Source organism: Pseudomonas sp. B6002, assembly GCF_013385985.1.
Lineage (GTDB): Bacteria > Pseudomonadota > Gammaproteobacteria > Pseudomonadales > Pseudomonadaceae > Aquipseudomonas.
In genome coordinates, this window is sequence record NZ_JACAOY010000012.1 from 335,210 (window position 1) to 346,939 (window position 11,730).

Genomic DNA, 11,730 nt, shown 5'->3' on the forward strand with positions numbered 1-11,730 from the left:
TCTCCCGCAGGCTCGCGCCCCGGTTTACTTCAGGCCTTGCCCGGAAAACATCAGAACTTTGTCACCGGCGTATTGCACGCTGATAAAGCTGTTTTTATCGCCCCACGTGCAGCTGGACATGCCCAGTGCGCCGGAACAATCGGCAGGCTTGCCCAGCAACGACTCCACCTCAGCCTTGGCCATGCCAGCCGACAGCTTCGCGTAATTTTCCTGGTTGACCTTGCTGCAAGCGGCCAAAAGCACGCAAAAAGTCAGCAGGGCGAGACGGCGTAACGACATGGGATAACTCCTGGAGAGACGAAGCAGCGTGGGTATCTGCCAGAAGCTTAGAAGGGAAAAGGGGTGTCTGGTTCCCGATGAGCAAAAACAAAAAAAGCCCCGAAACGCTGAAACGTTTCGGGGCTTCTTCAAGGGTGATCCGGCTCACAACAACGCGGATGACCGGTCGCCGCCACTTACTGCTTGTGGTAAGCGGTCACGCGCTCAACTTCTTCCTTCGAACCCAGGAACACCGCCACACGCTGGTGCAGGCCTTCAGGCTGGATGTCGAGGATACGCTGGTGGCCGTCGGTGGACGCGCCGCCCGCTTGCTCAACCAGGAAGGACATCGGGTTGGCTTCATACATCAAGCGCAGCTTGCCCGGCTTGGACGGCTCGCGGCTGTCACGTGGGTACATGAACAGGCCACCCCGGGTCAGGATACGGTGCACGTCGGCCACCATCGCAGCGACCCAGCGCATGTTGAAGTTCTTCTTCAACGGGCCTTCCTCGCCTTCCATCAACTCATTCACGTAGCGCTGTACCGGGGCTTCCCAGTGGCGCTGGTTGGACATGTTGATGGCAAATTCCTGGGTGGAAGCAGGAATGGAGATGTCTTCGTGGGTCAGCACGAAGCTGCCCATTTCACGGTCCAGGGTGAAGCCTTTGACGCCGTCGCCCAGGGTTAGCACCAGCATGGTCTGCGGGCCGTAGATCGCGTAGCCGGCAGCGACCTGCTCGGTGCCTGGCTGCAGGAAGGCCTTTTCGTTCAGGGCTTCGTTCTGGCTCAGGTATTCGTTCGGGCAACGCAGTACCGAGAAGATGGTGCCGACCGGCGCGTTGATGTCGATGTTGGACGAACCGTCCAGTGGGTCGAATACCAACAGGTAGGCGCCTTTCGGGTATTTACCCGGGATCTGGTAGGCGTTGTCCATTTCTTCGGACGCCATGCCGGCCAGGTGACCGCCCCATTCGTTGGCTTCGAGCAGAATCTCGTTGGACAGCACGTCTAACTTCTTCTGCACTTCGCCCTGCACGTTTTCAGTGCCCATGCTGCCCAGGACACCACCCAGTGCGCCTTTGGACACGGCGTGGCTGATTTCCTTGCAAGCACGCGCCACCACTTCGATAAGGAAGCGCAGATCGGCAGGCGTGTTGTTGCTGCGGGTCTGCTCAATCAAATAGCGACTCAAGGTAACGCGGGACATGTAAGGCTCCGGAGAATGGGGGGCTAAAAACCCGCGCAGTTTAACGCGAGTCGGGGCTTATTTCCTCTCATCAGAGGATTTAACACCAATAGAGTTCACGGTTTGGCCACGGGCTTGCGCAACAGACTGTAGGCCATGCCTCCCAGCGCCGCCACGCCGAGCAGAAGTACAGCCCACAGGCCCAGCTTCTTCCAGTCGGCACCGACTGGGGGCGACACCGCCGCAACCGGCGCACTGACCACCCCATCGCCCACGGTCGTGGCCTGCCCCAGGGTCTTCAGGCGCTCGGCGCTGTAGTCGGGAATCAGGGTGGACAGCGGCAGGTTCGCCGCCTTCACGGCGCCATTGCCCAGCGCCAGGGTGAACGGCGGCTCACCCCGCGCCAGAAACACCAGCTGCGTGGAGCGCACGGCAAAGCGCACGGCCGGTGCGTCGACGCCCAGGCCGCCACCGCGCTCGTCCACCTGCAACTTGAGTTCGGTCACAGCCTGGCCCGGCAACGGCAACTCATCCTGCACCACCTCCTGGCCATTCTGGGTAAGGCGATACAGCAGGCCATTGCTCAGGGGCTGCCAGGCTTGATTGGCGTCGCGCCGCCCCGCCAGTGTCACCGGCGCCAGCGTGTTGGGCTGTTTCAACTCGATGCGCAGGCGCTCGACACTCAGCCCCGTCGGCAGCTGCCAACTGTACTCCCCGGCCTTGAGCCGCGTGCCCGACAACGGCTGCGACCACACCAATGGCATTGGCAGGCTGCTGCGGGTGGCGCTGGTCAGCTTGGCCGACGTCAGCACCGGCGCAGTCTGCCCCTGCCAGACCAATCGCAGATAACGCGCCGACTGTCCCGGCAAACTGACGTCATGCTGCTCGACCCGTTCGTCGGCAAACGACAGGCGCGCCACCTGGCCGTCGCCCCACGACGCCCAGTGCTGCAAGTCGTCGCTGGCTTCGATGCTGAAACGCTGAAACCCGTCCTGCTCCCGGCTCCAATCCAGGCTCAGTTGCTGCAACGGCGCCTTGATCGCACTGGCGTCCAACACCCAGCCGCGCAGCACCTGCTTGCCGGGCTTGGGCTCGGTGGCCGGCTTGATCTCCACCAGGGTGCCTTCGGTGGTGGCCTTCATCACCACGCCCGGCAACGCCTGTTGGGTATCGGCGGCGTACAGCGGAAACCACTTCACGTCGGTCACCGTGCGGCTTTCGGTGTGCTGTGACGATTGACGGGACAACGCATACGCCTGGGCCTCGCCCGCCGCGTTGAACACCCGCACATCGCTGAGATCGGCCTGGCGTGCGCTCAACTGCACCGCCAGCGGCAGCTCCAGGCGATACCAGGGGCCATTGCCGCTCACCGCCAGCGGCACGTGCGTGGTGAAATCGGCCGGCCCTTCCTGGGCAACCGCCGCCGCGCACACCATCCATACCGCCAACCCCCCCAGACTCAACTTGCCCATCAAGAAGACGCTCCTTCGGTTTCAATCACAGGTTCGGCACGTTTAGGAGGCAGCGGCGCAAAGTAGCCCACCACCAGCAGCAACCCGCCCACGCCGATAAACGACACAATCCGCGCCAGGCCGCCCCGGTTGCTCAGCTCGACAAAGAACAGCTTGGCCACCACCAGCGCAATCAAGGCCGCGCCGATCAGCCACACTTCGCGACGATGACGCAGGTGGCCGCCGATCATCAGGCCGAGGGCGATCAGGGTCCACACGATCGACAGGCCGGCCTGCACCAGCATGGATTCGAGCAACATATCCAACTGGAACGGCACACCGCCCCAATGATGAGCGGTGCGCATCACCAGGGCCGTAAAGAACGCAAACAACGAAATACCGGCAACGCCCTGGGCGATCAGTTCCACCCTCGGCCCGCGTTGCGGCGCCACGCTGCGTGACCACAGGTACACACCCAACAGCGCAAACAACAGGCCCAGGTCCAGCGGGTTGAGCAACGGCACATAGGGCAGCGGCTTGGCCACGCCATCGCTGAAGGTGTTTGCCAGCCAGAACCAGCCGAGCATCAGCACCGCCAGCGGCAATGCCGCCAGCACACGGTATTCACGCGGGTAGGCCGACACCGGCCACGGCCAACTGCGTGGTGCGGCCGCCAGTACCAGGTACAGGCTTGGCAGGATCGCCCAGCCCAACCAGCGCCAGGCGTTGTATTCGGCCGACAGAGACAGCAGACCGTAACGCAGCTCCAGCGCCAGCACACCGATGAGCATCCAGCAGCCCAACACGTGGGCCACGCTCAGCACCTTGCCCGGCACGACGGCCGCCAGGCGCCGCAGCGAAATGAAATGCACCACAAATACGGCGAACCAAGCCAGCCAACCAAACTGCGCAGCCGGGTGATAGTAGGCATGGGCAGACACCAGCAGCACCACGGCGGCAGCTGGCATCAGCAACGTGCACAGCATGCCCAGCGACGCCCAGCGCAAACGCTCGGCCAGCACCCCCCAGATCGCTACGCTGACTGCCGCGATACCCAGCAGGAACGCGCCTTGCAGTTCCAGCGGGACAAACCGCAGCACTTCGCCGCTCAGCGCCAGTGTCCACCAGCCTGCGCCCCACACCAGCAGCAAGTCAGACAGCCGTTGCAGTTTCAGTACGTCAAACACCGGCGCATGGGGTTCGCGTTGCAGGCGCCAGGCCCCCACGAGCGCCGCCAGGCCCAGCACCATCGGTGTCCAGAAACCACTGTGGGCCAGCGGACGCAAACCTTCGCTCGTCAGCGGCCCCAGCAGTTGCGGCACCGAGAGCAGGAACGAAGCACCGCCGACCACTTGCAGCAGCAAGCCGAACACAAAGCTGACGCGCTGTTGCAGGTACAGGCTCAGCCAGATGATCAACAACCCACTGGCCGCCCACACACCGCTGGCGCTTTCCCACGGCAGCACGAACAGCACCGCGAGGTTGATCAGCACCAACCCCGCCAGCAACACCACCGAGAGCCCGCGCAGCAAGCGCACATCGCCGCGTACCATGTCGTCACGCGCCGCCAGCAGCATGCCGCCGACCAAGGCCAGGCCGATCAGCGATGCTGTCAGCAAACCGCCCCAACCCGCGCTGAACACCGCCGCGCCATCGCCACCCTGCAAGCGCAGCAGGAACAACGCGCCGCCCAGCAACTGCACGGCAAACGCGGTGAACAGGAAGGTGCGCGAGCCGATGCGCAGGCCGACAAACAATGTCACCAGGCCGGCGAGCGCCCAACTGATGGCGGTGCCTTGGGTGTGCAACAGCAACGGTGCCAGCAAGTAAAGGAAACCCAGGCCCAGGCTCGCCAGCACCGGCAAGCCTTGGCGCTCCCACTCCGACGCTTGCTCGGTGGAGGCTTTGCGCAGTTGATCGAAACTGAACAGCAGCGCCGCGCCCAGCAGCAGCGCGCCCAACGGCGCGCCGTCGAGCAGGCTGTGCTCACCCATGCGCAACTCGCTGAGGAAGGCGACAGCAGAGCCCAGTTGCAGCAGCAAGCCGAAGGCCCGCGCCAACGGCCGCTGTTGGCGCACACCCAGCCAGAGAATCCCGGCGCCTTCCACGGCCCACGCTGCAGCGGTCCAGCGCGCATCCAGGCCCAGGGGAATCGCCAGGCTGGCGAAGATCACGCCCAGAGCCAGGCAGGTCTCCGCCAGCAGCAAGGCGCGCCCGCCACTGAGCATGCGAGCCAGGGCCATGTAGATAATGCCCAGGCCGAGGGCACTGAACGCCGCTGCGAATTCCAGGTGCTGCACCAGCGCAAACTGCAAGCCAAAGCCCACCAGCGGCGGGCCAAACAACAGGCTGCCGTCCACATAGTCACCCTTGGCCGCCGACCAGCGCAGCAGGGCGCCACGGCTGTCGTCCTCGGGCGCGTCGCTCATCTCCAGCAACTTACGCCGGGCGAACAGCAGGCCGATGGCCAGGTACATCAGGAAAAACAGAATCAGGAACGGTTCGGTGCTCCACAACAGTTCCGGCGTGTAGGAACGCATGCCCCACGCAAAGCCGATGCCGAAGGTGCCGACAAAGCCGATCAGGTTGAGCAGGCGCCAGGCCTTGAACCAGGCGATGGCCAGGATGCCGGCATTGAGCAACGCGAAATAACTGAACAGCGCCACATGGTTGCCGGCGCCGGTAGAGGTGAGGATTGGCGCCGCAAACCCGCCCAGCGCCGCCGCGCAGGCCAGGCCCAGCGCGTCCTGGGTAATCGCCAGGATCGCCGAGAACACCGTCACCGCCACCAGTAGGCCCAGCGCGGCGCCCGGGTCGATGAGCGGGTGCAAGCGCATCGCGGCAAACACCGTCAGGTACAGCACCGCGATCCCGGTGCCTTGCAGCATCAACCCGTAATTGCTGTTGCGCAGGCGCAGCCACCAGCCCAGGCCCAACAGGCCAACGGCGGCGGCAGCAACACCGGCATAGCGCAACTCGATCGGCACCACCATGCCTTCGGTGGCGTAGCGCAGCAGGAAGGCCAGGCCGAGGAACAACAGCACCACGCCAACCCGCAGCACGGTGTTGCCACCGAACAGCCAATTGCGCGCACCGCTGATGGCGCGGTCGATCAGGTTGGGGCCACGGGGGGGCACGGGCTCTGCAGGGCGTGGGGCGGGAGCGGGTGCCCAGACGTCATCCGGCAGCGGTTGGATGGGCTCGGCAACCATCGCGACGGGTGCCAGTTCGGCCGGCAACTCCCAGACAAGCTCGGGCGCCTCGGCGACAGGGGTGGGTTGAGGTTCGGGTTCAGGGGCGACGGGCTCGGCAGCAATGCTGCTCGCCGGGGCAGGCACTTCCAGTAGCCGCAGGCGTTCGCCCAATGCGATCAGCGCCTTCTGCGTGGTTTCCAGCTGACGCGCCTGCTGGTCTGCCTGGGACGACAGCATCGACAAGCGAATCGCCTGGCCGATCCCCAACCCCAGCAGCGCACCAAAACCGGCATCGGTGAACGACTCATCGAGTGTCCAGCCGAGTGCCAGGCCAATCAGCATGAAAATCCATTGCATGGTCGATATCCCTAAGCAAACCGAGGCCTAGTATATCGACGCAAGACCAATGTGGGAGCGGGCTTGCCCGCGATTGCGGTGTGCCAGTCGACAAATCTGCAAACTGACACTGCGCTATCGCGGGCAAGCCCGCTCCCACAGGGGGACTCGGTGGTTAGTCGAGGGCTTTCCAGATCTCGGTTGCGTATTCGCGGATCGTGCGGTCCGAGCTGAACCACCCCATCCGCGCCGTATTCAACACCGCCGAACGCCACCAGGCCTTGGAGTCGTGCCAATGCGCCTCGACCCGTGCCTGGGCGTCCCAATAAGAATCGAAGTCGGCACACACCAGGAAGCGGTCGTAGTCGATCAGCCCGTCGATCAAGCCCACGTAGCGGCCCGGATCATCCGGCGAGAACACTCCACCCCGAATCGCCTGCAGCACATCATTGAGGCGATGGGAGGCGGCGATGTCCGGCCCGGCGTTGAACTCGCCGGCATGTTTGCGCGCCTCCACCTGCTGGGCGCTCAGGCCGAAGATGAACATGTGCTCGGCACCGACGCGCTCGTGCATCTCCACGTTGGCGCCGTCCATGGTGCCGATGGTCAGCGCGCCGTTGAGGCCGAACTTCATGTTGCTGGTGCCCGAGGCCTCAAAGCCTGCGGTGGAGATCTGCTCCGACAAGTCGGCGGCAGGGATGATGCTTTCCGCCAGGCTGACGTTGTAGTTGGGCAGGAACACCACCTTGAGCAACCCGCGCACGGTCGGGTCGTTGTTGACGGTGCGGGCGATGTCGTTGGTCAGCTTGATGATCAACTTGGCCTGGTGATAACTGGCCGCAGCCTTGCCGGCAAAAATCTTCACCCGTGGCACCCAGTCGGTGCCGGGCTCGGCACGGATGGCCTGGTACAGCGCCACGGTGTGCAGCAGGTTGAGCAGCTGGCGTTTGTACTCGTGGATACGCTTGACCTGCACGTCGAACATCGCCGCCGGATTGACGGAAATGCCCAAACGCTCGTGGATGATGTCCGCCAGGGCACGCTTGCTGTGCAGGCGCTGCTCGGCGAAAGCTTTGCGGAACGCCTGCTTTTCGGCGAACGGTTCCAGCTCCACCAGGCGCTGCTCGGGTTTGTCGAGGATATCCGGGCCCAACGCTTCCACCAGCATGTCGGTGAGCTTGGGGTTGGCCTGGTACAGCCAACGGCGGAAGGTGATGCCGTTGGTTTTGTTGTTGATGCGCTCCGGGTACAGCTTGTGCAGTTCGGAGAACACCGTGCTGCGCATCAACTGGGTGTGCAACCCAGATACGCCGTTGACGCTATGGGAGCCAAGAAACGCCAGGTTGCCCATGCGCACGCGGCGGCCGTTGTCTTCTTCGATCAGCGACACGGCGCGCAGCACGTCAAAGTCGTGGATGCCCTTGGCGCGCAGCGAGTCGATGTGCTGCGCGTTGATCAGGTAGATGATCTGCATGTGCCGGGGCAGCATGCGCTCCATCAAGCCGACCGGCCAGGTTTCCAGGGCTTCGGGCAGCAGCGTGTGGTTGGTGTACGAAAGGGTTTCAACGGTGACGTCCCACGCGGCCTCCCACGGGATGTCGTGCAGGTCCACCAGTTGACGCATCAACTCGGCCACGGCGATGGACGGGTGGGTGTCGTTGAGCTGGATCGCGGCGTGCTCGCCCAGGCTCAGCACCGAACCGTGCATGTTTTTGTGGCGGCGCAGCAGGTCTTGCAGGGAAGCGGCGACGAAGAAGTATTCCTGGCGCAGGCGCAGTTCCTGCCCTGCTTCGGTGCTGTCGGCCGGGTAAAGCACCCGGGAGATGCTTTCGGCGCGGGCCACTTCGGCGACGGCGCCCAGGTGGTCGCCGGCGTTGAAGCGTTCCAGGTGCAGGTCTTCCACGGCCCGGGCACGCCACAGGCGCAAGGTGTTGACGCTGGCGCCGCGCCAGCCGACCACCGGGGTATCGTAGGCCACGGCGCGCACGGTCTCGTTGGGCGTCCACACCTGGATCATCTTGCCCGAGGCGTCGGCCTTGGTCTCGACACTGCCGCCAAAGCCGATCGGGTAGATCACCTCGGCCCGCTCGAACTCCCACGGGTTGCCGAAATCCAGCCAGCGCTCGGTCTGCTCCTGTTGCCAGCCATCGACAATCGCCTGGCGGAACAAACCATGCTCATAGCGAATGCCATAACCGTGGCCGGCAATGCCCAGGGTCGACATGCTTTCCATGAAGCACGCCGCCAGGCGGCCGAGGCCACCGTTGCCGAGCGCCGCGTCGGGCTCCAGCAAGCGAATGCGCTCCAGGTCCACGCCCAACTCGGACAGGGCGTCGCGCGCGATTTCCAGCACACCCAGGTTGCTCAGGCTGTCGTAGAGCAGGCGGCCGATAAGAAATTCCAGGGAAAGGTAATAAACCCGCTTCTGACCTTTGCGGTAGATATGCCGCGTATGGTTCATCCAGTGGTCGACCATCTGGTCGCGCGCGGCCAGGGCAATGGCTTCGAACCAGTCGTGGTCGAAGGCGTGATCCGGGTCCTTGCCCACCGCGTAGGTGAGTTTGGTCAAGACGGCATCGCGAAATGCGGCTACCTCTGCTTCTCGTGCAAGCGGTTCCTGAGACATCGGTGCGACCTCGGGCGAGATAGAAGGAGTGGCTAGAGCCTAGTCGGTCTGACAGACGGTAGACGCTCTGGTTCGGCACTTTTTTAACGCATTTACCTTTGGGGTTTTAGATGCAGGGCTCGTGCCCGATCACCGTTCGCGCCGCCTTGCAGCGGAAATCCGCAAAATATTGTTCAAAAAACCACCAATCCCGGTATGATCGCGCGCCCGGATAACGCCCCACCTTGGAACCCTGATGAAGCCTCAACTGATCGCCGCCGCGGAACTCGACCGTCTCGAGACTTGGCAGAAATACTCCGCCCACATGTGTGGGGGCTGCGTGTCCAGCTGCTGCACGCTGCCGGTGGAAGTGAAGATCAAAGACCTGATCCGCATTGGCATCGTCGATGAGTTCGAGCGTGGCGACCCGCCGAAGAACATCGCCAAGCGTTTGCAGAAGGAAGGCATCGTCGAGCGTTTCAATTCCAAGTCCGAGATCTTTACCCTGCAGCGCATGAGCAACAACGATTGCCTGTACCTGGATCGTAAGACGCGCTTCTGCACTATTTATGACAAGCGCCCGGACACGTGCCGCAACCACCCGAAAATCGGGCCACGCCCGGGGTATTGCGCGTACAAGCCGAAAGAAGTGGTGCGCGAGACCAATTTGCGCACACTCGATAAATTCTGATCCAACGTCTTTGGCGACTGTGCGGCCCCCATCGCAGGCAAGCCAGCTCCCACACTTGGAATGCATTCCCCTGTGGGAGCGGGCTTGCCCGCGATGAGGCCGGTACAAACAACACACTCATCACAGGCATAAAAAAACGCCCCCGGCCTTTCGACCGGGGGCGTTTTTCATTCAGCCTGAGTTAACTCAGTTCTTGGCTTTCTTGGCAGCGCGGGTACGCTCGCCTTCGTCCAGGATCTTCTTACGCAGGCGGATCGACTTAGGTGTCACTTCGCACAGCTCGTCGTCCTGGATGAATTCCAGAGCCTGTTCCAGGGTGAAGCGAACAGGTGGAACCAGGGCGATGGTTTCGTCTTTACCCGAAGCACGCATGTTGTCGAGCTTCTTGCCTTTGGTTGGGTTGACGCCCATGTCGTTGTCACGGCTGTTCAGACCAACGATCTGGCCGTTGTAGATCTCTTGACCGTGTTCAACGAACAGCTTGCCACGCGCCTGGAGGGTTTCCAGGGAGTAGGTCAGTGCCTTGCCGGTTTCTACCGATACCAGAACACCGTTCTGACGGCCGGACATGTCGCCGGACTTCATGGTGTCGTAGCGATCGAAGATCGAGGTCAGGATGCCAGCACCGTTGGTCAGGGTCAGGAACTGGTTACGGAAACCGATCAGACCACGAGCAGGGATGTTGTATTCCAGACGTACACGGCCTTTGCCATCCGGCACCATGTTGGTCAGGTCGCCTTTACGCAGACCCATCTCTTCCATCACCTTGCCCTGGGATTCTTCCGGGGTGTCGATGGTGACGTTTTCGAACGGTTCCTGCTTCACGCCGTCAACCTGACGGATGATCACTTCCGGACGACCAACGCCCATTTCGAAGCCTTCGCGACGCATGGTTTCGATCAGTACCGAGAGGTGCAGCTCACCACGGCCGGAAACCTTGAACTTGTCAGCCGAGTCGCCTTCTTCAACGCGCAGAGCAACGTTGTACAGCAGCTCTTTGTCCAGACGCTCCTTGATGTTACGGGAGGTCACGAACTTGCCTTCTTTACCGCAGAAAGGCGAGTCGTTTACCTGGAAGGTCATGGAAACGGTTGGCTCGTCAACGGTCAGAGGCTTCATCGCCTCGACGGTGTCCGGGTGGCACAGGGTGTCGGAGATGAACAGCGAGTCCATACCGCTGATGCACACGATGTCGCCGGCAGCTGCTTCTTCAACGTCTACACGGTGCAGACCGTGGTGACCCATCAGCTTCAGGATACGACCGTTGCGCTTCTTGCCGTCGGCGCCGATAGCGACAACCGGGGTGTTCGGCTTGACGCGACCACGAGCGATACGGCCAACGCCGATAACACCCAGGAAGCTGTTGTAGTCCAGTGCGGAGATCTGCATCTGGAACGCGCCGTCACGGTCAACAGCCGGTGCTGGTACGTTGTCGACGATCGACTGGTACAGCGGGGTCATGTCTTCAGCCATGTCGGTGTGGTCCAGACCGGCAATACCGTTCAGGGCCGAGGCATAGACGACTTTGAAGTCCAGCTGTTCTTCGGTGGCACCCAGGTTGTCGAACAGGTCGAAGATCTGGTCCAGAACCCAGTCCGGACGCGCGCCTGGACGGTCAACCTTGTTGATGCACACGATCGGACGCAGGCCGGCTTCGAACGCCTTCTTGGTCACGAAACGGGTTTGCGGCATAGGGCCGTCCTGGGCATCAACCAACAGCAGAACGGAGTCAACCATCGACATTACGCGTTCTACTTCGCCGCCGAAGTCGGCGTGGCCCGGGGTGTCCACGATGTTGATGTGGTAGCCGTTCCAGTTGATGGCGGTGTTTTTTGCCAGGATGGTAATACCGCGCTCTTTTTCCTGGTCGTTGGAGTCCATCACGCGCTCGTCGTTGAGCTCGTTGCGCTCCAGGGTGCCGGATTGACGCAGGAGTTTGTCTACCAGGGTGGTTTTACCATGGTCAACGTGAGCAATGATGGCGATGTTACGTAGATTTTCGATCACT

Annotated in this window: 7 protein-coding genes; 1 reads left to right on the forward strand and 6 read right to left on the reverse strand. The window is 62.5% G+C overall.

The features are described from left to right. Positions 1 to 24: 24 nt before the first annotated feature. The 5 genes from HX792_RS17615 to HX792_RS17635 all read right to left on the reverse strand — a co-directional run bounded on the left by HX792_RS17615 (position 25) and on the right by HX792_RS17635 (position 9,052). Positions 25 to 279: a hypothetical protein gene (locus HX792_RS17615; RefSeq protein WP_176997271.1), complete on the reverse strand. Its 255-nt coding sequence runs from the start codon at positions 277 to 279 to the stop codon at positions 25 to 27. Between the two features lie 176 nt (positions 280 to 455). Then, positions 456 to 1,466, reverse strand: a complete 1,011-nt coding sequence (locus HX792_RS17620; protein WP_060754592.1) for a class 1 fructose-bisphosphatase — start codon at positions 1,464 to 1,466, stop codon at positions 456 to 458. A 95-nt stretch (positions 1,467 to 1,561) separates the two neighbouring features. Next, the gene (locus tag HX792_RS17625; RefSeq protein ID WP_176997272.1) at positions 1,562 to 2,917 is read right to left on the reverse strand and encodes a DUF3999 domain-containing protein; all 1,356 of its coding nucleotides are present in this window, start codon (positions 2,915 to 2,917) and stop codon (positions 1,562 to 1,564) included. Continuing rightward, positions 2,917 to 6,447: a DUF2339 domain-containing protein gene (locus HX792_RS17630; protein WP_176997273.1), complete on the reverse strand. Its 3,531-nt coding sequence runs from the start codon at positions 6,445 to 6,447 to the stop codon at positions 2,917 to 2,919. The genes HX792_RS17625 and HX792_RS17630 overlap by 1 nt, the downstream gene beginning before the upstream one ends. A 154-nt stretch (positions 6,448 to 6,601) precedes the next feature. Beyond that, on the reverse strand, positions 6,602 to 9,052 hold the full coding sequence (locus tag HX792_RS17635; RefSeq protein WP_176997274.1) for a glycogen/starch/alpha-glucan phosphorylase: 2,451 nt from the start codon (positions 9,050 to 9,052) through the stop codon (positions 6,602 to 6,604). Positions 9,053 to 9,287: 235 nt separating this feature from the next. On the opposite strand from HX792_RS17635, the gene HX792_RS17640 reads away from it, so the two are divergent. Further along, positions 9,288 to 9,722, forward strand: coding sequence for a YkgJ family cysteine cluster protein (locus tag HX792_RS17640; protein ID WP_176997275.1), 435 nt, complete (start codon positions 9,288 to 9,290; stop codon positions 9,720 to 9,722). Positions 9,723 to 9,908: 186 nt separating this feature from the next. Here HX792_RS17640 and typA read toward each other — a convergent pair whose 3' ends face one another. Further along, positions 9,909 to 11,729, reverse strand: coding sequence for a translational GTPase TypA (gene typA / locus HX792_RS17645; RefSeq protein ID WP_176997276.1), 1,821 nt, complete (start codon positions 11,727 to 11,729; stop codon positions 9,909 to 9,911). Position 11,730 lies beyond the last annotated feature (1 nt).

Bases quoted from the DNA above. Each gene is read 5' to 3' on its own strand.
- HX792_RS17615 (WP_176997271.1), bottom strand. From the start codon at position 279: ATGTCGTTACGCCGTCTCGCCCTGCTGACTTTTTGCGTGCTTTTGGCC.
- HX792_RS17635 (WP_176997274.1), bottom strand. From the start codon at position 9,052: ATGTCTCAGGAACCGCTTGCACGAGAAGCAGAGGTAGCCGCATTTCGC.
- HX792_RS17630 (WP_176997273.1), bottom strand. From the start codon at position 6,447: ATGCAATGGATTTTCATGCTGATTGGCCTGGCACTCGGCTGGACACTC.
- HX792_RS17625 (WP_176997272.1), bottom strand. From the start codon at position 2,917: ATGGGCAAGTTGAGTCTGGGGGGGTTGGCGGTATGGATGGTGTGCGCG.
- HX792_RS17620 (WP_060754592.1), bottom strand. From the start codon at position 1,466: ATGTCCCGCGTTACCTTGAGTCGCTATTTGATTGAGCAGACCCGCAGC.
- HX792_RS17640 (WP_176997275.1), top strand. From the start codon at position 9,288: ATGAAGCCTCAACTGATCGCCGCCGCGGAACTCGACCGTCTCGAGACT.